Here is a 23,523-nt window from a genome sequence, read left to right as displayed (position 1 = left end):
AAGCCCGGATTTACCGCAACCAGCTCTGCACCGCATGGCCGATGGCGCCCGGCGACACCACCGCCATGAACAGCACGCCGGCCACCGCGCCGGCCACATGGGCATCGTGGTTCACCCGGCCTATGCGGTTGCGCCCCGCATACAGGCTGAAGCCGAGGTAGCCGAGCGCGAACAGCGGCGCCGGAATGGGCACCGGGATCGGCAGGATGAACAGCGACGCGTCGGGAAACACCACGATGGACGCGAACAGCACCGCCAGGATGGCGCCCGAGGCGCCCAGGCTGGCATAGCCCGGCTGGTGGCGGTGGATGAGCCAGGTGGCCAGACTGCTGGCCAGCAGGCCGAAGGCATACAGCGCCACGAACAGCGGCGTGCCCAGGTGCCGCTCCAGCCCGAAGCCGAAGGCCCAGAAGGTGAAGCCGTTGAACACCAGGTGCGGCAGGTCGGCATGGATGAAGCCGCTGGTGACCAGCGTGTGCCAGTCGCCGCGCCGGGCCAGGCCGTGCGGGCGCAGCAGGTGGCGCTCGACCAGCCGCGGCATCTTGTACAGGCCCAGCAGGCTGACCACCGCGATGGTGGCCAGCAGCAGGGCGGCGGCCGGGGCGCCGGCGGTGAGTTGTTGCAGGAAGGGATTCATGGCGCCCACTGTAAGCAGGCGCCATGAAGCCTCATCGGCAGCTGTAGCTGGCCGCGGCGTTCACGTCGCCGCCCAGGTAGCTCACCTGCCTGGGATACACGCACAGCGGGCGGCTGCGCGCCGGGCTCACGCTGGCGGCCGTGGTGGCGGGCAGGGCGTCGGCCGGGGCGGTGCCGTTCTCCACCCAGTTCACCATCATCGAGAAGAACTCCAGCTGCGGATTGGCCACGTTGCCGTTGGGTGCGCGCGGCGTGGCGCCGGGCGTGCCGGCACCGCTGCAGTGGCCCAGGCCCGGCATCATGTACAGCCGCGCAAAGGCCTGCACCGCCGCATAGCCGCCCTGCTCGTTGGCCAGCCGCTCGTAGTAGTTGAGCGTGCCCTGCGGGAAGATCAGCGGATCCGACAGGCCATGGAACATCACCAGCTTGCCGCCCCGGGCCTTGAAGGCCGAGAGGTCGGGGTCGTCGGTGCCCAGCACCTCATGCGTCAGCGCCACCGAGCGGCTGTACATGCCGTACCAGGAGTTGCTGCCGCCGTAGGTCAGCTCCCGCACGCGGTTCTGGCCGGTGCCGGTGGCATTGACGAAGCCGGTGCTGCCGTAGCTGGGATCCTGCATCACGATGGCCACATGGTCGGCCCCGGTGCCGAAGGGCATTGCGCCAGCCAGGGAGGCCAGGTTGGTGCCGCGGGTCAGGCCGTACCAGAGCTGGCCCGGCTGCAGCACCGGGTTGAAGCCGTTGTCGCGTGCCGGCGCGGGCACCTCGCCGCTGGCGGTGGGGCCATGCCAGATCTTGTTGAGCGCGCCCGCCTCGGCCCGCGTCAGGCAGGTGGCGGTGTTGTTGCTGCCGCCATCGGTGGTGCACAGCAGGGCCGTGTCCTGCGCGGGGTCGTAGGTGCAGCGGCCGGGCTGCTCGATGAAGCCGTCGGCCTGGCCGGTGAGGCTGCTGCCGCAGGCGGCCACCGCGGCGCTGGTGGCGGCCGTGAGCTTGGCCGTGGCGATGGGCCCGCCCAGGTCCTGCTGCATCACCACCTGCGGCCACATCTGCGCGGGGTGGAAGCGGTCCCAGTTGAAGGCGGGCGCGCCGGCCACGATGCCGTCGAACACCTCGGGATGGCGCTGCGCCATCATCATGCCCTGCCGGCCGCCCGTGGAGCACCCCAGCCAGTAGTTGCGCGCGGGCTGGCCGCCGAAGTAGGCCGCGGCCAGCGCCTTGCTCTTGGCCGCCATCTCCACCAGGGAGCGCTCGGCGTTGTCCTTCAGCAGCACCTGGTTGATGCTGCCGTCGGGCAGCATGCCGAAGCTGCCGCTGCTGCCGCCCTTGTCATGCCCGGTGTCGGTGAAGGAGCTGACGTAGCCGCCGCCGGCCATCTGCGCGGCCAGCGTGCTGGCCACGGCGGCGGGGTCCTTGGTGGCGGTGCCGCCCTGCCAGCCGCCGCCGCCCACGGCCACGTACTTCTGGTTCCAGGCGGTCTTGGCCGGCAACCAGATTTCCACGCCGATGCCGCTGGAGGTGGAGGGCGCATCGGCCGGGCCGGCGTTGCCGGGGCCCACCACCAGCTTGACGCGGCAGAGGTCGGCCGCGGCCGTGGGTGCGTTGTTGGCGGCGGTCAGCGGCGTGCCGGCGGCAAAGGCCTTCACGTCCAGGATGGTGGTGTCGGCCGCCAGCGCATGCGCCTTGAGCGTGTCGTCGCAGGCCAGCGCCACCGGGGCCGGCGCGGGGGCGGGCGTGTCGTCGTCGTCATCGTCGCCGCCGCAGGCCGCCAGCAGCGCGGCCAGCAGGGTGATGGAAGCGGCACGGCTGCGCGAGCGGCGGTGGCGGGGCGCGCATGACGGCGCCGGAGGGCGCGGCGCGACGGGTACTGCATGCATGGTGTGTCTCCTGTGGCTGGGGTGCCGCTGCCGTGGCGCTGCGTGGCGCCCAGGTCGGCGGACCCACCCATGCTGGAACCGCCGGCAGGCGCCCGCGCCCGGGTAATCCAGCAGACGGGGCGGCTTGCGCACAAACGTGGCGGCCGCCCGGGGGCGTGCCGGGGCCTCCGATGGCGGGCACGCGGGCCACTTGTCTAGACAAGCGAAGCAGGCCGGCGCCGTGTCGGCTAGCATCGCTACCGCCGGAGCACGGCCGCGGGCAGCGGCAGGCTCGCACCGCCGCATCACCACCATGCCCACTGCGCCACCCACGCCATCGCCGCATGCCGCACCCGACGCCCAGGCCCTGCGCCGCTGGGGCGCCGGCCTGTCCACCCAGGACATGGCGGCGCTGCTGGCGCTGGGCGGCTACGGCAAGCTGGGCACCGCCGCGCAGGCGCTGGACATGGCGCCGGCCTCCCTGAGCCAGCGACTCAAGGGCATCGAGCAGCGGCTGGGTGCGCCGCTGTTCAAGCGCTCGGCCGCCGGCATGCAGGCCAACCAGCTGGGCGAGCTGGTGCTGGCCCAGGTGCGCGAGCTGGCCGCGCCGCTGGATGCGCTGGCCGCGCTCACCGAAGGCCTGCGCGCCGGGCAGGCAGCGCCGCGCATCACCATCAGCTGCCCCGGGCAGGTGGGCGAGCAGTGGCTGCAGCCGCTGCTGCTGGAGTTCATGGCCCGCCATCCCGGCCTGCGCACCCACCTGGAATACGACAACCGCTGGCACGACCTGAACCGCACGCCGGTGGACCTGGTGTTCCGCCAGCACCGGCTGTTCGCCGACGAGGCCCTGCCGCCCTATGCCCATGTGGCGCGGCGGGTGCTGCAGCGCCCGCAGGTGCTGTGCGCCGCTGCCGGCTACCTGGCCGCGCTGCCGGCGCCACCCGCCACGCCCGCCGACCTGGCGGGCCTGCATTGCCTGGACATCAAGGTCGACCTGGCGCGCGACTGGGCGCTGCCGGCTTCCGACTGGCGCTTTCGTGCGGCAGCGGCGCGTGGCAAGGCCGCGGCCCGCACGCTGGTGCAGCAGGTGCCCGTGCGCCACAGCGTGAACACCGCCGGCGCGCTGCTGCAGGCGGTGCGTGCCGGCCTGGGCGTGGCGGTGCTGCCGCTGGACATGGTGCAGCCCGACCTTGCCGCCGGGCGGCTGCAGCCGCTGCTGCCGGGCTACAGGCTGCCTTCGCTGGACCTGTACCTGATCGAGCCCTATGTGCGCGCCGGCCCGCTGCAGAAGCAGCTGGTGGCCTTCCTGCTGCGGCGGCTGCGCGCCATCACGCCAGCATGACGAGGCCGATGGCGGCGAACACCACCGCCAGCAGCCGCGGCAGCCAGCGCTCGCGGCCGCGGCGGCGCAGGGCGGACATCAAGGCGCTGCCGGCCACGCCGTAGCTGGCATTGCTGACGAACTGGATGGCCAGGTAGGTGGCGCCCAGCAGCAGGAACTGCCCGGTGTAGGGCCGCTGCACGTCGATGAAGCGCGGGAACAGCGCCGCGAAGAACAGGATGGCCTTCGGATTGGTGGCCGCGATGAGGAAGCCGCGCAGCCAGATGCGGCCCAGGCCGCCCGCCGGTGTCGCCGCCGCCGCGGCGGTGGGCGAAGGCGCCGCCAGACCCGGCGCCCGCCACTGCCGCCAGGCCATCCACAGGAAGTAGCAGCCGCCGGCCACCCGCACTGCGCGCAGCGTCCCGGCGCTCCAGCCGGCGATGGTGGCCAGCGAGGCATAGACGATCGCCAGGTGCCCCAGGTAGGCGGTGCTGCCGCCCAGGATGCCCACCAGTGCCGCGCGCCGGCCGTGCGACATGGCATTGGCCATGGCAAACAGCGTCATTGGCCCGGGCGAGAACACCACCGCGGTGACCACCGCCGCATACATCCACCATGCCTGCATCGCCGCCTTTCATTGCCTGGCGGCCATGCTAGGCGGCGCCCGCCGGCGCGGGAAGCCGCCGCGGCCGAACAGGCCCTTAGGCAGCGCCGAAGGCCGCGCACAAAGCAGTTGCCAGCGCGGGCTCAAACTCACTATAGTTGTCTATACAACTTGCCGCCCCGCCCCGGAGATGCCCGTGACCCACGCCGACGAAGCCCTGCGCAACGACCCCCGCTATGACGCCACCCGCGTGATCCGCGCGCCCCGCGGCAGCACGCTGAGCTGCAAGAACTGGCTGGCCGAGGCGGCCTACCGCATGATCCAGAACAACCTGGACGCCGAGGTGGCCGAGAACCCCAAGCACCTGGTGGTGTATGGCGGCATCGGCCGCGCCGCGCGCGACTGGGCCTGCTTCGACCAGATCCTGGAATCGCTGCGCAACCTGGAGGAGGACGAGTCGCTGCTCATCCAGTCCGGCAAGCCGGTGGGTGTGTTCAAGACGCATGCCAACGCGCCGCGGGTGCTCATCGCCAACTCCAACCTGGTGCCCAAGTGGGGCAACTGGGAGCACTTCAACGAGCTGGACCGCAAGGGCCTGTTCATGTATGGCCAGATGACGGCCGGCAGCTGGATCTACATCGGCAGCCAGGGCATCGTGCAGGGCACCTTCGAGACCTTCGTGGAAGCCGGCCGCCAGCACTATGGCAACGACTGGTCGGGCCGCTGGATCCTCACCGCCGGCCTGGGCGGCATGGGCGGCGCGCAGCCGCTGGCCGCCACGCTGGCCGGCGCGGTGTCGCTCACGGTGGAATGCCAGCAGAGCAGCATCGACTTCCGGCTGCGCACCAGGTACCTGGACAAGCAGGCGCGCGACATCGACGAGGCGCTGGCGCTGGTGAAGCACCACTGCGAGCGCAAGGAAGCCGTGTCCATCGGCCTGCTGGGCAATGCGGCCGAGGTGCTGCCCGAACTGGTGCGCCGCGCCCGTGCCGGTGGCCCGAAGCCCGACCTGGTGACCGACCAGACCTCGGCGCACGACCTGGTCAACGGCTACCTGCCGCCGGGCTGGACGGTGGCCCGCTGGAAGGCCGCCCAGCACGACCCCGCGCAGCATGCCGAGCTGCAGGCCGCCGCGGCGCAGGGTTGCGCGCAGCATGTGCAGGCCATGCTCGATTTCCAGGCGATGGGCATTCCCACGGTGGACTACGGCAACAACATCCGCCAGGTGGCCTTCGACCAGGGCGTGGCCAACGCCTTCGACTTCCCCGGCTTCGTGCCCGCCTACATCCGGCCGCTGTTCTGCGAAGGCAAGGGCCCCTTCCGCTGGGTGGCGCTGTCGGGCGATCCGGAAGACATCTACAAGACCGACGCCAAGATCAAGGAGCTGTTCCCGAACGAGCGGCTGACCCACCGCTGGCTGGACATGGCACGCGAGCGCATCAGCTTCCAGGGCCTGCCGGCGCGCATCTGCTGGCTGGGCCTGGGTGAGCGGCACATCGCCGGCCTGGCCTTCAACGAGATGGTCAAGCGCGGCGAACTCAAGGCGCCCATCGTCATCGGCCGCGACCACCTGGACACCGGCTCGGTGGCCAGCCCCAACCGCGAGACCGAGCGCATGAAGGACGGCACCGATGCGGTGAGCGACTGGCCGCTGCTGAACGCGCTGCTGAACACCGCGGGCGGCGCCACCTGGGTGAGCCTGCACCACGGCGGCGGCGTGGGCATGGGCTACTCGCAGCATGCCGGCATGGTGATCGTGGCCGACGGCACCGATGCCGCGGCCGAGCGCCTGGCGCGCGTGCTGGTCAATGATTGCGGCTCGGGCGTGATGCGCCATGCCGATGCCGGCTACGAGGCGGCGGTGGCCTGTGCCAAGCGCTTCGGCCTCAAGCTGCCGATGGTGCGCTGAAGGACCGCACGCCATGCAATGCGACGACCTGTGGCGCAGTGTGCACCTGGCCACCATGGCCGGTGGTGGCGCCGACTATGGCGCCATCCCCGACGGCGCCATCGCGGTGCACCAGGGCCGCATCGCGTGGCTCGGCCGCGAGGCCGAGCTGCCGGCCGACCTGCAGCCGGCGGCCGAGCACGATGGCGGCGGCCGCTGGCTCACGCCCGGCCTCATCGATTGCCATACCCACATCGTGCATGCGGGCAACCGCAGCGACGAGTTCGAGGCACGGCTGAACGGCGTGCCCTATGAGGAGATCGCGCGCCGGGGCGGCGGCATCGTCTCCACCATGCGGGCCACGCGTGCGGCCAGCGAGGCCGAACTGCTGGCGGCCAGCCTGCCGCGGGTGCGCACGCTGCTGGCCGAGGGCGTGACCACGCTGGAAGTGAAGTCGGGCTACGGCCTGGACACGCCCAACGAAGCCAAGATGCTGCGGGTGGCCCGCGAGCTGGCGCGGGTGCTGCCGCTGCGGGTGCGCACCACCTTCCTGGGCGCGCATGCCCTGCCGCCGGAATACGCCGGCCGCCCCGACGACTTCATCCACCTGATGTGCGAGGAGACGCTGCCCGCCCTGGTGGCCGAAGGCCTGGTGGATGCGGTGGATGCCTTCTGCGAGCACATCGGCTTCACGCCCGCGCAAACCCGCCGCATGTTCGAAGCGGCAGCCGCCCACGGCCTGCAGGTGAAGCTGCATGCCGAGCAGCTCAGCGACCAGGGCGGCGCCGCGCTGGTGGCCGGCTTCAAGGGCCTGTCGGCCGATCACCTGGAATGCCTGAGTGCCGAAGGCATCGACGCGATGGCCCGGGCCGGCACGGTGGCGGTGCTGCTGCCCGGCGCCTTCTACTTCCTGCGCGAGACGCGGTTGCCGCCGGTGCAGGCGCTGCGCGAGGCCGGCGTGCCGATGGCCGTGTCCACCGACTGCAACCCCGGCACCTCGCCCATGCCCTCCCTGCTGGCGGCGATGAACATGGCCTGCACCCTGTTCCGGCTGACGCCGCAGGAAGCCCTGGCCGGCGCCACCCGCCATGCTGCCGCCGCGCTCGGCCTGCAGGCCGAGCTGGGCACGCTGCAGACCGGCAAGCGGGCCGACTTCGCCCTGTGGTCCATCGACCGGCCGGCCGACCTGTGCCACGGGCTGGGGCTCAACCCGTGCTGGCAGGTGGTGAACGCGGGCGTGCCGCGCACGCCTACCGGCAGCTGAAGCTCTCCGCCTTCTCCACATCCCCCGCGCCGTCGTAGCGCGCCTGCTGGGGATAGGGGCACAGCGGCCGCGTACGGCCGGGCCAGGGCGTGGCGGCTCCGGCGCGGGCCACGATGCGGTCGGGCGCGGTGCCTTGCTCCACCCATTGCACCAGCGCGGCCAGCGCGTCGTACTGGTCGGTGGCCGGGCCGCCGGAGTTGGCGCAGTGGTTCATGCCCGGCACCAGGTACAGCCGCGCAAAGCCGCGGGTGGCCTCGGCACCGCCCTGGGCGGCCTGCAGCCGCTGGTAGTAGTCGATGGTGTCGTTGGCCGAGAAGATCGGGTCGCCCAGCCCATGCACCAGCAGCATCTTGCCGCCGCGGTTGCGGAAGGCGCCCACGTCGGTGGAGGTGGTGTGGTAGATGGCCGCATAGGCGTCCATGCGCGCCGGGTCGGTGTCGAAGTTGAAGGCCATGTAGTCGAACGTGGGGTCCGGCGGCGTGAAGAACTCGTAGCGCATGGCATCGGCCGCGATCAGCGTGGCATTGCGCGCATTGGGCACGGCGGTGGTGGAGGTGCCCAGCCGCCAGTTGCGCCAGTCGGGGCCGGCGATGCCCGCGTCCCACGGCCAGCTGGCATACAGCGGCTGGCCGGCGCTGTTGCGCGGGCCGCCGAAGTCCTTCTTCAGCGCGCCCACCTGCTCGGCCGACAGGCAATCGGCCGCCTTGGCGCCAGTGCATTGCAGCACCGCCGGATCGAAGCCGCAGGCCGACGGATTGGCATGCACCATGCCGTCGACCGCGCCGTCCAGTGCGTCGCAGCGCTGCACCACCGCATCGGCCACGAGCTTCAGGTCGGCGTTGCTGTAGGCCTGGCTGAGGATGCGCGCGCCGCCGGCATCCACCGGCGCGATGGCGGTGTGGGTGATGACGTTCCACACCGAGGCTACGCTGGCCTCGCGCGCCACCTTCATCGCCGGTGCGGTGGCGGCGATGCCATCGAAGTGCTGCGGAAAGCGCTGCGGGAACAGCATGGCCTGGCGGCCGCCGCCCGAGCAGCCGACGAAATAGGAGCGATCGGGTCCGCGGCCGTAGGCGCGCTGGATCAGGTCCTTGGCGGTGGTGGTGACCACGTCGTAGCTGTTGTAGGCATGGTCGATGCGCGCCTGCGGATCGAGGCCGAAGCGGGCATTGCCGCCCTGGTGGCCGGCGTCGGTGCTCACCACCGCGAAGCCCTGGCCCAGCGCGCTGGTGTTCAGGCCCGCCACCGCGCCCAGCGCATTGGCCACGAAGCCGTCGTTGCCGCCGCCGCCCTGGAACATGAAGCGACCGTTCCAGCTGCGAGGCAGCCGCAGCTCGAAGCCGATGGCGTAGGGCTGGCCATCGGCCCCGGTGCGCTCGTTCATGCGGCCGCGCAGCACGCAGTGGGCGGGCAGGGTGTTGCCGGCCACCACGGTGCCGGCTTCCACCGTGGCGGCGGTCAGCGTCATGCCGGCCGTGGCCAGGCCGGTGAGGGTGGCGCAGTCGCCTGCCAGCGCCGTCTCGGCGGGCGGCGCCGGGGCGGGGGCAGGGGTGGTCGGCGCGGAGGAGTCGTCGTCGCTGCCGCAGGCGGCCAGCGTGATGAGCGCGCAGGCGGCCGCCAGCGCGCCCAGGCCCTGCAGGCCGGTGCGTGTCGTCATGTCTTGTCTCCTGGGTTCTTGTGGGTGTGCCGTCAGTCGGCCTTGAAGCCGGTGGCCTTGACCACCGCGGCCCAGCGGGCGGCCTCGGCGCGGGTCATGCGCTCGGCGTCGGCGCGCGAAGTGCCCAGCACGCTGAAGCCGGCGTCCTGCAGCTTCTGGCGCACCTCGGGCGTCTGCACCGCGGCCACGATCTGGCGGTTCAGTGCATCCAGCGCGGCGGGCGGCGTGCCGGCCGGCGCAAACACCGCGAACCAGGCCGAGAAGTCCACCTTGGGCCAGCCGGCCTCGGCGAAGGTGGGCACCTCGGGCAGCTGCGGCAAGCGGGTACCGGCGGTGGTGGCCAGCGCCCGCAGCTTGCCGCCCTTGACCTGCGGCACTGCCAGCGCGGTGGTGACGAAGGCGGCCTGCACGTCACCGGCCACCAGGGCGGTGATGGCATCGCCGGTGGCGCGGTAGTGCACCGGCTCGATGCGGAAGCCGGCCTGCTCGGCCAGCACCTCGGCACCGAAGTGGCCCGGCGTGCCGGCGCCGAAGGTGGCGAAGTTCACCCGGTCGCCGCCGGCGCGCGCGGCCTCGATGAAGGCCTTCACGTCGGCCGACTTGGCGCTGGCCGGCACCACCAGCACGAAGTCCGAGCGCACCACCTCGCTCACCGCCACCAGCTCCCTGGCCGGGTCGTACGGCAGCTTGCTGTAGGCCGCCGGGGCGATGGCGATGGAGCCCACCTCGCCGAGCAGCAGCCCGTAGCCGTCGGGCGGGCTCTTGGCGGTCATCTGCGCCGCGATCTGGCCGCCGGCGCCGGGGCGGTTGTCCACCACCACCGGCTGCTTGAGCAGCGCTTCCAGCCGCTGGCCCAGCGTGCGGGCCACCACGTCGGGGCCGGTGCCGGGCGGGAAGCCCACGGCCAGCTTGAGCGGCCGGTCGGGAAAGGTCTGCGCTGTGGCGGGCAGGGCGGCGGCCAGCATCAGCGCGGCGGCAAGCAGGGTTCGGCGGTGCATCGGCTGTCTCCGGGTTTCGGTGTTTCGCCGCAGTGTGCGAGCCGGGTCCCGGGCCGGCTGTCAGCCGAAAGGTCTACAGCAGCGGCGCCCCGGTGGCCGGTGCCGCATCGGGCACGAAGAGGGCGAACAGCTCGTTCTTGAAGTGGATGTCCAGCCGCTCGAAGGCCCGGGCGCGATAGGTCTTCACGGTGGCCAGGCTCAGGCCGATGTCGGCGGCGATGCCGTCGTAGGTCATGCCCTGCAGCAGGCGTTCCAGCACGTCCAGCTCGCGCGGGGTGAGGGCGGGGCAGCGCTGCAGCAGCGCCTGCCGGCTGCCCAGCGGCGCGGGGGGGGCCTGCTGCGCCCAGTCCACATGCCGGGCCACCGCGGCCAGCAGCGGCTCGGCCAGCAGCGCGAAGCGCTCCACCTCGGCATCGCTGAAGCGGCCCTGCGGCTGGTGGCGGTACAGGTTGACGGCCAGCAGCGAGCCGTCGGCTTCGGTGCGCGCCACCGACAGCCGCTCCAGCATGCCGTGGCGCAGGTAGATCGCATCGCGGTGGTCGGCGCTGGGTGCCTCGTCGGCATGCATGCGCAGCATCACCGAAGACCCGCGCGCCTGGCGGCCGCGGGCGGCCTCGAAGCTGCAGTCGCGCCGGTACAGGCCGCTGTCGCGGTAGATGGCGAAGCAGCTGGCGGTGGTGTCGGCCACGCCCTGGCTGGCCGACAGGTGCATGGCGGGCGGCCGGTCGGGCCACACCCGGTACACCGCCCAGGAACCGGCCTGCAGCGCGCCGTTGACGGCCCGCAGCGCCTGCTGCGCGAAGCCCGCGCGGCCCACCGCCTCGATCACCGCCGCCAGCGCGGCCAGTGCCGCCTGCGCGCAGGGTGCGCCCGCGGGCGCCAGGGTCCAGGCCTGCATCGTCGGTCTCCTACGCCACTGCCGGTCGAGCAGCGTAGGCGCCGGTGTGCCGCCGCGCCTGGTGGTTTACCCGCCGGGCGTGCGCTATGCGCCCGTCTGAAGGCCCAGCGGTTCGACACCTGGGCCCGGCGATCGTTGTGCGTCGGCCACTTGCAATCGGCAAATAGGGTCCGCGCGTGCACAAGGCAGGCGCGGCTATCGACACTGGCGGCCTTGCCCGATTGCCCCTGCTCATGTTCCGTCCGCGCCGCCCCCGCCGTCGTACCGCCACCATCCTTTCGTTGCTGCTGTTGCTGGGCCTGCTGCTTGCGGCCGAAACCGCCGTCCGGTGGGCGGGCTTGGTGGACTTTCCCGTCTATCAGGCGGATGCGCGCATCGGCTACATCCCGGCGCCCGGTCAGCAAGGCAGCTTCATGAACCGCAACCACTGGCGCTTCAATGCGCTGAGCATGGCCGGGCCGGAATTCGCGCCTTCGGCGGCCATCGACGTGCTGCTGGTCGGCGACAGCGTGGTGCTGGGTGGCAATGCCTACCGTGAGGAAGACCGCCTGGGTCCGCGCTTGGCACAGGCCAGCGGCCAAGTGGTGTGGCCGATCGCAGCGGGCAGCTGGGCGCTGCGCAACCAGTTGGTGTACCTGCAGTCCCATCCGGAGGTGGTGCGGCAGGTGGACCGCATTGTCTTCGTGCTCAACAGTGGCGACTTCGCGCAGGCCAGCTCATGGGCCTGCAGCACCTCCCATCCGCTGGCGCGGCCGACCGTCGCCTGGCTGTTCCTGGCGCGCAAGGCCGTGATGCGCGGGGAGACCTGTGGCAAGACGCCGCCGGCCTTGCAGGTGCCGCCCGGCGACTGGAAAAGCGAGCTGCAAGCCTGGGCGGCTGCACGACCTGCGGATGCGGCGCCCGTCAGCGTGTTCCTGTATCCCAACCGCCGGCAGACCGCTCAGCCGGCGCTGGCGTCCAGCGAGCTGGAGACGCAGGCCTCGGCCTTGCGCCAGGCGCTGGGGCCGGGGGTGGTACTCCACAGCATCGTGCGGGACCCACGCTGGCATGGCGGGTTCTACAAGGACGCCATCCATCCCACCGAAGCGGGTACGGCCACGCTGGCGGCCATCGTCGCCGCGCCGCACGAGGTCTCGCGGCTGCCGCATTGATGCAGGCGCACCGGGGCGCCCTGGCGGTCAACCCGCCAGGCGCCCCGGCGCCTGCACGGGCGCGGCCGGATCCGCCACGTAGTGCGGCGACACCATTGCCACGCCGGCTTCGCTGAACACGTCCTGGATGTTGGCCAGCAGCTGGTTCATCGCCTCGGCGCGGCGACGCGGCGCGCTGCGGTCGGCTTGCGCGCACAGGCGGTATTCGACGTAGAAGTCCGACAGCGCGGTCTGCACCACGTAGGGCGCCGGCTCGGCGGCCACGCCGGGTGTGCGGCGGGCGGCCTCCAGCAGCATCTGGTGCACCTGCCGCCAGGGCGTGCCGTAGCCCACGGTGATGGCGGTGTGCAGCACGAAGCGGCCGTCGGCCACCAGGCGCGAGAAGTTGCGCACCGGCTGGCTGGCGATGGCGGTGTTGGGCAGGCTCACCTCCTCGCCCAGGCCGGTGTGCAGCCGGGTGCTGAACAGGCCGATGTGGGCCACCGTGCCTTCCACGCCGCCGATGGTCACGTACTCGCCCAGCCGCAGCGCGCGCGAGTACATCAGGCTCAGCCCCGACATCGCCTGGCCCACCGCGCCCGAGGCGCCCAGCGACAGCATCAGCCCGGCCAGCACCGTCACGCCCTTGAACGATTCGCTCTCGGCGCCGGGCAGGTAGGGGTAGGCGATGGCCAGCGCGAACAGCCACACCACGAAGTTGCCCAGCCGCCGCGTGGGGCCGGCGGTGTCCCTGTCCAGCCAGGCCAGCTGCAGCTCGCCGTCTTCCACCCGCCGCAGCAGCTGGCCCAGCAGGCGGGTGAGGCCCCAGGCCAGCGCGAAGATCAGCGCGGCGGTCAGCAGCCCCGGCACTGCGCGGGCGATGCCCAGCGCGAACTGCTGCAGCAGCTCCAGCAACCACAGCGTGGCGCGTTCGCCCCAAGGCCGGGTGTAGGCGAACTGGCGCAGCACAAAGCCCGCCCACAGCTCCGCCAGCAGCGCCAGGCCGGTCCAGGTGAGCAACTGCGCCGCCAGCCGCACGCCGGCATGGGCATGGCGGCCATAGGTGCCCACCAGGCTGGCGCCAGGGTGGCGGCGCTGCCAGCGCGCCAGCGCCGCGTCCAGCCGGCGCACCAGCCGCCGCCGCAGCCGCAGCACGCCCCAGGCCAGCAGCCAGGCCGCCACCGTGGCTGCCACGGCCGTGGCCGCGCCGATGGCCAGGCGGCGCGGGTCCGACCGTTCGCGGGCCTCCAGCACCGCCTGCTGCAGCCGGTGCTCGGCCTGCCGCGCCGCCGCCTCCAGCAGCAGGCCGCCCCGCGGGCCGCCCACGTCGGCAGGCAGCAGGTAGAACACCGTCTGCCCGTCCACCTGGAAGCGCACTGCGTCGCCGGCCATGCTGCGGCTCACCTGGCCGGGGCCCGGCTGCGCCAGCACCAGCTCCAGGGCCTGGTGCGCCAGGTCCGCACGTTGCTGCGGCGTGTCGTCCAGCAGCCGGGCGCGCAGGTCGGCGATGCGGCGGTGGTTGAGCAGCACGCTCGCCGGCGGGTCGGCGGCCGCCGTCGTCGCTGCCGCCTCCGCCGGCACGGGTGTTCCACCGGCCTGCGCCCTCACCGGTCCGCCGGCCAGCAGCATGCAGCTCAGCAGGACGCAGCCACCCAGCAGGCGGGCCCGCCGACCCCGCCATGCCCTGATCCACTGCCTTGCCCCTGCCCGGGCCGTACTGCAACGGGCGGGCGTTGTCGGTGTGCGCATCGGCCTCGCTCCTCATCGAATTTGTAACCATGTTGCCCAGCGCGCGCGCAACGGCCGCCGTCTCCCTAGCCCTTGGGAGGCGGCTTGTCGCCCTGCGGAACACACTGGCTCCACACCGCTTGCCGGAGGAACACCATGCCGTCGCCTCTGCTTCGCCGGGCCGGGCCGGCCTGCGCCGTGCTGTCCTGCATCCTGCTGTTGACCGCCTGCGCCGCCAGCGGCCCGGGCCAGCCGCAAGCCTCCGCGCCCCGGCCCGCGGGCGGTGCGCCCGGCGCGCTGCAGGCCACCGCGGATTTCTACTGGCCCTATGCGGCGCTGGCCGCCGAGGTGTACGGCGCCGGCGACCGGCCCGACAACTACACGATGCTGGCCTTCGACTCGCCGTCCCTGCGGCAGGAGGTGCGTGAGCTGGGCCATGCGCCGGCCATCGAGCGCGTGCGCCAGCTGGACCAGCCCGCGGTGCAGAACGACTATGCCGCGCGCTATGCCAGCCTGTGTGGCGCCGAAGCCGAGGCCCGCGCGCGCGATGCCGGCCGGCTGGTGCAGTGGCAGCAGCACTGCATGCTGCTGGACGACCGTGCCGCCGAAAGCCTGCGCAAGGCCGCACTGCGGCAGGTGGAGGCCAACGTGTACCAGGACGCGACGCCCGCCGACGCCAGCGACTGCCGCTACCTGGACCATGAGCCCAAGGTGCCGGTGGCCGAGGCCATCGCCGAGTTCCGCTGGACCCGGCTGCCCGAGTTCCATGCCGAGGCGCCGGCCCGCGGCTGGTCGCTCTTCGTGCCCGACCTGGCCATCGACGTGTGGCGCCGCCCGCGCGCCGCGCCCGATGGCGGCCGCACGCTGGAATATGCGCTGGTGTTCCGCGGCACCGTGGGCGGTGGCGGCTGGGTGTCCAACGTGCGCGGCGTCACCTCGTTCACGCCCTTCGTGTGGGACCAGTACCGCCAGGCCGACCGGGCCGGTCGCACCATCATCCGGCGCGTGCAGCGCCTGCATGCGCTGAGCGACCTGGTGCATGAACGGGCCACGCCCACGCGGCTGCTGTTCACCACGGTGGGCCACTCGCTGGGCGCCGGCCTGGCCAGCTACGTGCATGTGCTCAATCCCGAGGTCACGCGCACCGTGGGCTTCAATCCCTCGCCGGTGGACGGCGGCTCCATGGTGCAGGTGGGCGATGCCTACAACCCCAGGCGGCCTTCGCGCGCGGTGGTGAACCAGCAGATCGCCGACGGCGTGCGCGTGGCGGATGCCGAGGGCGCGCCGGCCCCGGCCGCGATCTTCCACCTGTACGAGGAGGGCGAGGTGCTCAGCCGCTTCAGTGCCTGCAGCTCGGGCCCAATGTGGGGCAGCGAGGGCGGCCCGATGACCCATTGCGACAGCGTGAACCTCAGCCGCGGCAGCTGGATCCGCCAGCACAACATGGCGCAGATGGCCTGCAAGCTGGCCCTGGCCCGCCGCGGTGCCACCGCGCTGGTGGACTGAAGCCATGTCACGCCACCCCATCCTGACGCTGCTGGCGCTGAGGCTGCCGATGGCCCTGCTGGTGCTGCTGGCCACGGCCTGCCAGCAGCCGCCCGAAGCTGCGCCGCAGGCGCCCGACCTGCCCATGGCCAACCCCTACGGCCTGTTCACCGAGGCCGAGCTGCCCGGTGCGCTGCAGGCCACCATCGAGCCCTTCTGGCAGGCCCGGGTGCGCACCGGCCAGGTGGCCGGCAAGGGCGGCCTGATGCTGGCCTATGCGGCCGCGGAGCCGGCGGCGCCGCGGGCCAGCGTGGTCATCGTCAATGGCCGCACCGAGTCGCTGCTGAAGTACAAGGAGGTGTTCCACGACCTGTGGCGCCAGGGCTATGCGGTGTATGCGCTGGACCACCGCGGGCAGGGCCTGTCGCCCCGGCTGCTGCCGCAGCAGCCGCACAAGGGCCATGTGGCCAGCTTCGACGACTATGTCGACGACCTGGCCGCCTTCGTCGATGGCGTGGTGCGCCCGCGCTCGGCGGGCCGGCCGCTGCTGATGCTGGCGCATTCGATGGGCGGCGGCATCGGCACGCTGTACCTGGAGCGGCACTCCGGCGTGTTCAAGGCGGCGGCGCTGTCGTCGCCGATGCATGCGCCCAATGCCAAGGTGGTGGCCAGCGCCACCGCGGGCTGCCTGTGGTTCAAGGCCACCGGCGGCCTGTGCCCCACCTGCTATGCGGGGCTGCTGGACAAGGGCTTCGAGCCCACGCCGTTCGATGCGCAGCGCAACGAGCTCACGCATTCGGCCGTGCGCCATGCCATCGTGCAGCAGGCCATTGCCGATGCACCGCAGACCGCGCTGGGCGGGCCCACGCGCGGCTGGGCCGCGGCGGCCTGCCGCGCGTCGGACGAGCTGATCGCCCAGGCCGGCCGCATCGATGCCCGGCTGCTGGTGCTGCAGGCCGGGGCCGACACCGCGGTGACGCCGGAAGGCCAGGCCGCCTTCTGCGCCGCGCTGGCCCCGCAGGTGCGGCCCAGCCCCTGCCCGCTGCGGCTGGAAGGCGCGCGGCACGAGCTGCTGGTGGAGAGCGACCGCCACCGCCTGCCGGCAATGACGGCCATCCTCGACTTCTTCGCGCGGCCGTAGCCGCGGCGGCTCAGGCCTTCTTCAGCGCCTGCCCGGCGATGGGCAGCTTGCGCACCCGCTGGCCGGTGGCGGCGAACACCGCGTTGGCCAATGCCGGGGCCAGCGCGGAAGTGCCCGGCTCGCCGATGCCGCCCGGGTCTTCCGAGCTGTTGACGATGTGCACCTCGATGGAGGGCGACTCGTTCATGCGCAGCATGCGGTAGTCGTGGAAGTTGCTCTGCTGCGCGCGGCCCTTGGCGAAGGTGATCTCGTTCCAAAGCGCCGCGGTGATGCCGAAGTTCACGCCGCTCTCGATCTGCGCATGCACCGTGTCGGGGTTCACCACCTGGCCGCAGTCCAGCGCGCACACCACCCGCAGCACCTGCACCTGGCCCTCGGCATCCACCGCCACCTCGGCCACCTGGGCCATGTAGCTGCCGAAGGCGAACTGCACCGAGATGCCGCGGCCCACGCGCTTGCCCTCGATCGGCTTCATCGGCGTGCCCCAGCCCGCCTTCTGCGCGGCCAGCTCCAGCACCCGCCGCTCCCGCGGCGCATCGGCCAGCAGGCCGCGGCGGTATTCGAAGGGGTCGGCACCGGCGGCGGCGGCCAGCTCGTCGATGAAGCTCTCCACCACGAAGATGTTGTGCGTGGGGCCCACGCCGCGCCAGAAGGCGGTGGGCACCGGCGGTTCATGCCGCACGTAGTCCACCATCACGTTCGGGATCTTGTAGGGCATGTCCTTGGCGCCCTCCACCGCGTCCGGATCCACGCCGTCCTTCACCGCCGGCGGCGCGAAGCGCGCCATGATGGACGAGCCGGTGACGCGGTGGGTCCAGGCCACCGGCCGGCCCTGCGCATCCAGCGCGGCGGCCAGGCGGTCGTAGTAGTAGGGCCGGTACATGTCGTGCTGGATGTCCTCCTCGCGCGTCCACACGAACTTGATCGGCGTGCCCGGCCTGGCTTTCCTGGCGAAGGCCACCGCCTGCACCACCGAGTCCACTTCCAGCCGGCGCCCGAAGCCGCCGCCCAGCAGGTGGTTGTGGATGCGCACCTTGTCCAGCGGCAGTCCGGTGAGCTTGGCCACCGCGCCCTGGGCGATGGTGGGCACCTGGGTGCCCACGTAGATGTCGCAGCCGTCGGCCTTGAGCACCACGGTGCAGTTCATCGGCTCCATCGTGGCATGGGCCAGGAAGGGCATCTCGTACACCGCCTCCACCTTGCGCACGCCGGCTGCGGACAGGGCCTGGGCGGCATTGCCGTCATTGCGGGCCATCGCACCGGGCTTGGCGGCGGTGGCCTGCATGCTGGCCACCAGGGCGGCGTTGTCGAAGCTGGCGTTGGGGCCGTCGTTCCAGGTGGGCTCCAGCGCGGCCAGGCCCTGGCGGACGGCCCACATATGGTCGCCCACCACGGCCACCGCGTTGTCGATCTTCAGCACCTGGCGCACGCCCTTGACGGCCAGCGCCTTCTTGTCGCTGCTGCCCTTGAGCTTGCCGCCCACCACCGGCGATGCGGCCACCGTGGCCACCAGCATGCCGGGCAGGCGCACGTCGATGCCGAACACCGCCTTGCCGTTGACCTTGTCGGCCGAATCCAGTCGCTTGACCGGGGTGCCGATCAGCTTGAAGTCCTTGGGTGCCTTCAGCACCACCTGGGCCGGCGCCGGCCGGCGGGCGGCCTCGTCCACCAGCTGGCCGTAGTGCAGGCTGCGGCCGCTGGCCGCATGGCTGACCACGCCGCCGGCCACGCTGCAGTCGGCCGCGGGCACGCCCCAGCGCTGGGCGGCGGTGTCCACCAGCACCATGCGCGCCATGGCGCCGGCCTGGCGCAGCGGCGTCCAGGCGCCGCGCACCGAGGTGGAGCCGCCGGTCACCTGGCCGCCCAGCAGCGGGTCGCCGTAGCGTTCGTTGTCGGGCGGGGCGTGTTCCAGCTTCACCTTCGCCAGGTCCACCTCCAGTTCCTCGGCCAGCAGCATCGGCATCGAGGTGTAGGTGCCCTGGCCCATCTCCACCTTGTGCATCACCAGGGTGACGATGCCTTCGCGGTCGATGCGGATGAAGGCATTGCGGGCCAGCGCGCCGGCCTCGCCGGTGGCCTTCTCGGCGGCCTGGCCGACGGCGGTCTCCGACGGCTTTTCCTTGCGGTCGGGCTGTGCGCGCAGCGGCAGCGCGAAGCTCACCACCAGGCCGCCACCGGCCGCGGCGCCCAGCTTGAGGAAGCTGCGGCGGGGCAGGGTGGCGTCATGCGCTTGCGTGGGCATCTGCATCTCAGGCTCCCTTGCGCGAAGCGGCCAGCTTGATCGCGGCGCGAATGCGGTTGTAGGTGCCGCAGCGGCACACATTGCCGCTCATCGCGGCATCGATGTCGGCATCGCTGGGGTTGGGATTGCTGCGCAGCAGGGCGGTGGCCTGCATCACCTGGCCCGACTGGCAGTAGCCGCACTGCACCACGTCCAGCTCGCGCCAGGCGGCCTGCACCCGGCGGCCCACCGGGTCCTGCTCCATCGCCTCGATGGTGACCACGCGCTTGCCGTTGGCCGCGGCCACCGGCGTGACGCAGGAGCGCACGGCCTCGCTGTCGATGTGCACGGTGCAGGCACCGCACATGGCGATGCCGCAGCCAAACTTGGTGCCGGTGAGGCCGGCGACGTCGCGCACGGCCCAGAGCAGGGGCATGTCGTCGGTGACGTCCAGTGCGCGCTGCTGGCCGTTGATGTCGAGTGTGGGCATGGAGGTTCTCGGATCGTCGATGGGTTGCGAAGGGGCTGGCGGGTCCGCAGCGGGCATGGCGCGTGCCAAAGGCGCTGCGTCCGCCACCTTGTCAGCATCATGCCTCGTCGATTACCCACGCTTGCGCTGCGCACCGCATCCCCCGAAGGACATACGGATTTCAGTGGCCAGGAGTGGCTGGTGACCAACGGCCTGGGCGGATATGCCTCGGGCCCGGTGGCGGGCGCCGCCACCCTGCGCTACCACGGCTGGTTCGTGCCCAACCTGAGCGAGCCGCGCGGCCGCCATGTGCTGCTGCCCCGGCTGGACGACAGCGTGGTGAGCGACGAGGGCGCCTGGCAGCTGGGCGCGCACCTGGCGCAGTTCCGGCTGGAAGGCACGCTGCCGGTGTGGCGCTTCGAGCTGCCCGGCCGCGTGATCGAGCGCCGCGTGGTGATGCCGCATGGCCGCCATGCGGTGGTGGTGCGCTGGCAGCTGGTGGAAGGCGCGCCCTGCCGGCTGCTGCTGCGCCCCTTCATCGCCGCACGCCGCCAGGACGCGGCGCTGCAGCCCGATGAAGTGCCGGCCTGGCAGGCCCGCACCGTGGCCGGCGGCGGCCTGCAGGTGGCGCTGGGCTGCGGCGGTGCCGACCTGCAGCTGCAGCCGCTGGCGCCCGGCGCCGCCTTCACCGCCGATCCGCTGATCGACCGCCATTGCCACTTCAGCATGGAGGCCGAGCGCGGCTACGACCACACCGAGCACCAGCACAGCCCCGGCCACTGGACGCTGCAGCTGGCCGCGGGCCAGGCGGTGGCGCTGCAGGCCACGATGGCGGGCGATGCACCGCTGGCCGAGCCGCAGGCGCTGCTGCAGGCCGAGCGCGACCGCCAGCTGCTGCTGCTGGCCACCGCCGGCCTGGCCGAGCAGGAGGAGGACATCGAGGCTCGCCTGGTACTGGCCGCCGATGCCTTCATCGTGCAGCCCGGCAGCCGCGCCGAGGAGGCCGACGGCAGCTTCCGCTCGGTGATGGCCGGCTACCACTGGTTCAACGACTGGGGCCGCGACACCATGATCTCGCTGGAGGGCCTGACGCTGTGCACCGGCCGCCATGCCGAGGCGCGGGCCATCCTGCATACCTTCGCCGGCTACATCCGCGACGGGCTGCTGCCCAACCTCTTCCCTGAAGGCGGGCGGCAGGCGCTTTACCACACGGTGGATGCCACGCTGTGGTTCTTTCATGCGCTGGACCGCTACACCCTGCGCAGCGGCGACGACACCCTGGTGCCCGAGCTGTTCCCGGCACTGCGCGAGGTGATCCGCCACCATGTCCGGGGCACCCACTACGGCATCGGCATGGACCCGCAGGACGGCCTGCTGCGCGCCGCGGCCGACGGCTACCAGCTCACCTGGATGGACGCCAAGATGGACGGCTGGGTGGTGACGCCGCGGCGCGGCAAGCCGGTGGAGATCCAGGCGCTGTGGTTCAACGCGCTGCGCCTGATGGCCGCCTGGGCGCAGCGCTTCGAGCAGCCCGACGACGGCTTCGACGACCTGGCCGACCGCACCGGCACCAGCTTCAACCGCCGCTTCTGGTCGGCCCCGCATGGCCACCTGCTGGACGTGGTGGACGGCCCCGATCCTGCGGCGCCCGACGATGCCAGCCTGCGGCCCAACCAGGTGTTCAGCCTGTCGCTCACCTACCCGGTGCTGGAACGGCGCCACTGGCCGGCAGTGCTGCAGGCGGTGCGCGCCGAGCTGCTGACGCCCATGGGCCTGCGCACCCTGGGCCCGCGCGAGCCGGCCTACCGGCCGCACTACCAGGGCGACCTGCGATCGCGCGACGGCGCCTACCACCAGGGCACCGTGTGGCCCTGGCTGCTGGGGCATTTCGTCGATGGCTGGCTGCGCGCGCATGGCGACGTGCCGGCGGCCCGCGGCTTCCTCGATGCGCTCCCGGCCCACCTGCGACAGGCCGGCATCGGCCAGGTGAGCGAGGTGTTCGATGCCCAGGCGCCGCACCACCCGGGCGGCTGCATCGCCCAGGCCTGGAGCGTGGCCGAGCTGCTGCGCGCCTGGCAGGCCACCCGGCCGACAGCCTGTCTAGACAACCTGCCCGAGGAGGAAGCCGACCATGGCTGAGCACTGGTACAAGAACGCGCTGCTGTACTGCCTGGACGTGAAGACCTTTGCCGACGGCAATGGCGATGGCATCGGCGACTTCCAGGGCCTGACGGCCAAGCTGCAGTACCTGGCCGGCCTGAACGTGGACTGCGTGTGGCTGCAGCCCTTCCATCCCTCGCCGATGCGCGACAACGGCTATGACATCACCGACTACTACGCCGTGGACCCTCGGCTGGGCACGCTGGGCGACTTCGTCGAGTTCACCCGCTGCGCCCGCAACAAGGGCATCCGCGTGATGATCGACCTGGTGGTCAACCACACCTCCATCGACCACCCGTGGTTCCAGGCCGCGCGCAGCGATGCCAACTCGCCCTACCGGGACTTCTACGTGTGGTCGGACACCAAGCCCGAGGACGCGGCCGAGGGCACGGTGTTTCCCGGCGAGCAGGTGACCACCTGGACCTGGGACCCTGAGGCCAAGGCCTTCTATTTCCACCGCTTCTACGGCCACCAGGCCGAGCTGAACATCAGCAACCCCGCGGTGCGGCGCGAGATCGAGAAGATCACCGGCTTCTGGCTGCAGATGGGCGTCACGGGTTTCCGCATCGATGCGCTGCCCTTCCTGCTGGAGCTGAAGAACCTGCCCACCGAAGGCCGCATCGATCCGCACGACTACCTGCGCGAGCTGCGCCAGCATGTGCAGACGCTGGCCGGCGACGTCTGCCTGATGGCCGAGGCCAACCTGCCGCCGGAGGAGGTGCCCGACTACTTCGGCGATGGCGACAAGATCCACATGTCGTTCAACTTCTGGCTCAACCAGCACATGTTCCTGGCCTTTGCGCGCGAGCAGGCCACGCCGGTGCGTGAAGCCTGGGAGCAGCTGCCGCCGCTGCCGGCCTGGTGCCAGTGGAACAACTTCCTGCGCAGCCATGACGAGCTGGACCTGGGCCGGCTGACCGATGCGCAGCGCGCCGAGGTGTTCAAGGCCTTCGGGCCCGATGCCGACATGCAGCTCTACGGCCGCGGCCTGCGCCGCCGGCTGGCGCCGATGCTGGGCAACGACCGCCGGCGGCTGGAAATGGCGCACAGCCTGATGCTCACGCTGCCCGGCACGCCGGTGCTGCGCTATGGCGACGAGATCGGCATGGGCGACGACCTGGGCCTGCCCGACCGCTGGAGCGTGCGCACGCCGATGCAGTGGAACGACCTGCCCAACGGCGGCTTCTCGTCGGCGCCGGCGGACCAGCTCTCGCTGCCCGTCATCGCCGACGGTGAATTCGGCTACCCCACCCTCAACGTGGAGCGCCAGCGACAGGACCCCAACTCCTTGCTGAACTGGCTGGAGCGCATGACCCGCCGGCGCAAGGAGTGCGCCACCTTTGGCATGGGCGACTGCAGCTTCATCGACACCGGCCGCGACGAGCTGCTGGCCCACCGCTGCGACGACGGCCGCACCACCGTGTTCGCGGTGCACAACTTCAGCCGCAAGCGCATCCGCTACAGCCTGCCCGTGGCCGCGCCGGAAGAAGGCCGACCGCCCGCGCAGCTGGAAGACGTGCTGGCCGGCCGTCGCTTCGCAGTGCAGGCCGATGGCCACTACACCATCGACCTGGAGCCCTTCGGCTATCGCTGGCTGCTGCGCACGCAGCAGGACTGAGGCCGCTGCCTCAGATGTCCACCGGCTTCTGCAGCGCGCTCAGCGGCAGCATGCCCTGGTCGCCGTCCTCGTACACCAGCACCACCGCCATGGGCAGCGCGCCCCAGCAGGCGCGGTAGGACTTGCCGTCCACCGTGGCGCGGGCCTGGCGGAAATAGGGCCGGGCCTCGGGCTCGATGCGCTCGAGCACGGCGGCATCGGTGCAGGCTGTGTCGGTGAGCCGGATGGCATTGGTGCCCTGGTAGGCCACCAGGTCGTTGGTCTGTGCCGCAGCACCCGCGCTGGCCAGGCATGCCGCAGCCAGCAAGACAGTGATTCGAACCATCATCGACCTCCGACCGCGGCGCCCTGCCACGTTGGCTCCATTGCAAACGCTGGCGGGTTCGCGTGGTGTAGGACAGCCGGCAGCCCGCGGGCCGACGGCGCCGCCTGCGCACGTGCGTGCGGATGAAGCG

At 72.0% G+C, this 23,523-nt stretch carries 18 protein-coding genes; 8 read left to right on the top strand and 10 right to left on the bottom strand.

The window, feature by feature from the left end; genetic code table 11:
* Positions 1-10 precede the first annotated feature (10 nt).
* Positions 11-637, bottom strand: a complete 627-nt coding sequence (locus VO99_RS06725) for a rhomboid family intramembrane serine protease (protein WP_046112030.1) — start codon at positions 635-637, stop codon at positions 11-13.
* A gap of 31 nt (positions 638-668) precedes the next feature.
* A complete protein-coding gene (locus tag VO99_RS06720) occupies positions 669-2,507 on the bottom strand; it encodes a tannase/feruloyl esterase family alpha/beta hydrolase (protein ID WP_052736145.1) in 1,839 nt (612 codons plus the stop codon).
* Positions 2,508-2,799: 292 nt separating this feature from the next.
* Here VO99_RS06720 and VO99_RS06715 point away from each other — a divergent pair, with 292 nt between their 5' ends.
* Positions 2,800-3,828 carry a LysR family transcriptional regulator gene (locus tag VO99_RS06715; protein ID WP_046112029.1) on the top strand — a complete coding sequence of 343 codons (1,029 nt, stop codon included), beginning with the start codon at positions 2,800-2,802 and terminating at the stop codon, positions 3,826-3,828.
* Here the strand turns inward: VO99_RS06715 and VO99_RS28655 are convergent.
* Positions 3,815-4,432 (bottom strand): LysE family translocator, encoded by a 618-nt coding sequence (locus tag VO99_RS28655; RefSeq protein ID WP_052736144.1) that lies wholly within the window; start codon positions 4,430-4,432, stop codon positions 3,815-3,817. The genes VO99_RS06715 and VO99_RS28655 overlap by 14 nt on opposite strands.
* Positions 4,433-4,607: 175 nt before the next feature.
* Here VO99_RS28655 and hutU point away from each other — a divergent pair, with 175 nt between their 5' ends.
* Positions 4,608-6,320, top strand: a complete 1,713-nt coding sequence (gene hutU / locus VO99_RS06705) for a urocanate hydratase (protein WP_232315284.1) — start codon at positions 4,608-4,610, stop codon at positions 6,318-6,320.
* A gap of 13 nt (positions 6,321-6,333) precedes the next feature.
* Complete coding sequence (gene hutI, locus VO99_RS06700; protein ID WP_046112027.1) at positions 6,334-7,563, top strand: imidazolonepropionase; 1,230 nt, start codon at positions 6,334-6,336, stop codon at positions 7,561-7,563.
* Here the strand turns inward: hutI and VO99_RS06695 are convergent.
* From VO99_RS06695 to VO99_RS06685, 3 genes are all read right to left on the bottom strand, one after another.
* On the bottom strand, positions 7,550-9,220 hold the full coding sequence (locus VO99_RS06695) for a tannase/feruloyl esterase family alpha/beta hydrolase (protein WP_052736143.1): 1,671 nt from the start codon (positions 9,218-9,220) through the stop codon (positions 7,550-7,552). The two genes, hutI and VO99_RS06695, sit on opposite strands and share 14 nt — an antisense overlap.
* 32 nt (positions 9,221-9,252) lie before the next feature.
* Complete coding sequence (locus VO99_RS06690; RefSeq protein WP_046112026.1) at positions 9,253-10,218, bottom strand: Bug family tripartite tricarboxylate transporter substrate binding protein; 966 nt, start codon at positions 10,216-10,218, stop codon at positions 9,253-9,255.
* Positions 10,219-10,291: 73 nt separating this feature from the next.
* Positions 10,292-11,116 (bottom strand): helix-turn-helix transcriptional regulator, encoded by an 825-nt coding sequence (locus VO99_RS06685; RefSeq protein ID WP_052736142.1) that lies wholly within the window; start codon positions 11,114-11,116, stop codon positions 10,292-10,294.
* Between the two features lie 233 nt (positions 11,117-11,349).
* Here VO99_RS06685 and VO99_RS06680 point away from each other — a divergent pair, with 233 nt between their 5' ends.
* Complete coding sequence (locus VO99_RS06680; protein WP_198156884.1) at positions 11,350-12,267, top strand: hypothetical protein; 918 nt, start codon at positions 11,350-11,352, stop codon at positions 12,265-12,267.
* Between the two features lie 27 nt (positions 12,268-12,294).
* Here the strand turns inward: VO99_RS06680 and VO99_RS06675 are convergent, their stop codons facing one another.
* A complete protein-coding gene (locus tag VO99_RS06675; RefSeq protein WP_052736141.1) occupies positions 12,295-13,827 on the bottom strand; it encodes a mechanosensitive ion channel family protein in 1,533 nt (510 codons plus the stop codon).
* A gap of 303 nt (positions 13,828-14,130) precedes the next feature.
* On the opposite strand from VO99_RS06675, the gene VO99_RS06670 reads away from it, so the two are divergent.
* Positions 14,131-15,480: an alpha/beta hydrolase family protein gene (locus tag VO99_RS06670; RefSeq protein WP_046112023.1), complete on the top strand. Its 1,350-nt coding sequence runs from the start codon at positions 14,131-14,133 to the stop codon at positions 15,478-15,480.
* Between the two features lie 4 nt (positions 15,481-15,484).
* Positions 15,485-16,600: an alpha/beta fold hydrolase gene (locus tag VO99_RS06665; protein WP_052736140.1), complete on the top strand. Its 1,116-nt coding sequence runs from the start codon at positions 15,485-15,487 to the stop codon at positions 16,598-16,600.
* A gap of 10 nt (positions 16,601-16,610) precedes the next feature.
* Here the strand turns inward: VO99_RS06665 and VO99_RS06660 are convergent, their stop codons facing one another.
* Both VO99_RS06660 and VO99_RS06655 read right to left on the bottom strand, forming a co-directional pair.
* Complete coding sequence (locus VO99_RS06660; RefSeq protein ID WP_157039471.1) at positions 16,611-18,848, bottom strand: xanthine dehydrogenase family protein molybdopterin-binding subunit; 2,238 nt, start codon at positions 18,846-18,848, stop codon at positions 16,611-16,613.
* Between the two features lies 1 nt (position 18,849).
* Entirely contained in the window at positions 18,850-19,311 is a 462-nt protein-coding gene (locus tag VO99_RS06655) for a (2Fe-2S)-binding protein (protein ID WP_046112022.1), read from the bottom strand.
* A gap of 180 nt (positions 19,312-19,491) precedes the next feature.
* On the opposite strand from VO99_RS06655, the gene VO99_RS06650 reads away from it, so the two are divergent.
* Positions 19,492-21,429, top strand: a complete 1,938-nt coding sequence (locus tag VO99_RS06650; RefSeq protein ID WP_052736139.1) for an amylo-alpha-1,6-glucosidase — start codon at positions 19,492-19,494, stop codon at positions 21,427-21,429.
* Entirely contained in the window at positions 21,422-23,068 is a 1,647-nt protein-coding gene (locus VO99_RS06645) for an alpha-amylase family protein (RefSeq protein ID WP_046112020.1), read from the top strand. Before VO99_RS06650 ends, VO99_RS06645 begins: the two co-directional genes overlap by 8 nt.
* 10 nt (positions 23,069-23,078) lie before the next feature.
* Here the strand turns inward: VO99_RS06645 and VO99_RS06640 are convergent, their stop codons facing one another.
* Complete coding sequence (locus VO99_RS06640; RefSeq protein WP_157039470.1) at positions 23,079-23,393, bottom strand: hypothetical protein; 315 nt, start codon at positions 23,391-23,393, stop codon at positions 23,079-23,081.
* Between the last annotated feature and the right edge of the window lie 130 nt (positions 23,394-23,523).

This window comes from Aquincola tertiaricarbonis, assembly GCF_000969605.1.
GTDB classification, from domain to species: Bacteria; Pseudomonadota; Gammaproteobacteria; order Burkholderiales; family Burkholderiaceae_C; genus Aquincola; species Aquincola tertiaricarbonis.
The sequence above is the reverse complement of the archived record's forward strand: the minus strand, read 5'-3'. Positions and strand labels throughout refer to the sequence as shown.

Excerpts from the sequence above, each read along its gene's own strand:
- VO99_RS06670 (WP_046112023.1), top strand. The coding sequence starts at position 14,131 with ATGCCGTCGCCTCTGCTTCGCCGGGCCGGGCCGGCCTGCGCCGTGCTG.
- VO99_RS06725 (WP_046112030.1), bottom strand. The coding sequence starts at position 637 with ATGAATCCCTTCCTGCAACAACTCACCGCCGGCGCCCCGGCCGCCGCC.
- VO99_RS06720 (WP_052736145.1), bottom strand. The coding sequence starts at position 2,507 with ATGCATGCAGTACCCGTCGCGCCGCGCCCTCCGGCGCCGTCATGCGCG.
- VO99_RS06685 (WP_052736142.1), bottom strand. The coding sequence starts at position 11,116 with ATGCAGGCCTGGACCCTGGCGCCCGCGGGCGCACCCTGCGCGCAGGCG.
- VO99_RS06695 (WP_052736143.1), bottom strand. The coding sequence starts at position 9,220 with ATGACGACACGCACCGGCCTGCAGGGCCTGGGCGCGCTGGCGGCCGCC.
- VO99_RS06645 (WP_046112020.1), top strand. The coding sequence starts at position 21,422 with ATGGCTGAGCACTGGTACAAGAACGCGCTGCTGTACTGCCTGGACGTG.
- VO99_RS06655 (WP_046112022.1), bottom strand. The coding sequence starts at position 19,311 with ATGCCCACACTCGACATCAACGGCCAGCAGCGCGCACTGGACGTCACC.
- VO99_RS06715 (WP_046112029.1), top strand. The coding sequence starts at position 2,800 with ATGCCCACTGCGCCACCCACGCCATCGCCGCATGCCGCACCCGACGCC.
- VO99_RS06665 (WP_052736140.1), top strand. The coding sequence starts at position 15,485 with ATGTCACGCCACCCCATCCTGACGCTGCTGGCGCTGAGGCTGCCGATG.
- VO99_RS06640 (WP_157039470.1), bottom strand. The coding sequence starts at position 23,393 with ATGGTTCGAATCACTGTCTTGCTGGCTGCGGCATGCCTGGCCAGCGCG.
- hutI (WP_046112027.1), top strand. The coding sequence starts at position 6,334 with ATGCAATGCGACGACCTGTGGCGCAGTGTGCACCTGGCCACCATGGCC.
- VO99_RS06660 (WP_157039471.1), bottom strand. The coding sequence starts at position 18,848 with ATGCAGATGCCCACGCAAGCGCATGACGCCACCCTGCCCCGCCGCAGC.
- VO99_RS06680 (WP_198156884.1), top strand. The coding sequence starts at position 11,350 with ATGTTCCGTCCGCGCCGCCCCCGCCGTCGTACCGCCACCATCCTTTCG.
- VO99_RS28655 (WP_052736144.1), bottom strand. The coding sequence starts at position 4,432 with ATGCAGGCATGGTGGATGTATGCGGCGGTGGTCACCGCGGTGGTGTTC.
- VO99_RS06690 (WP_046112026.1), bottom strand. The coding sequence starts at position 10,218 with ATGCACCGCCGAACCCTGCTTGCCGCCGCGCTGATGCTGGCCGCCGCC.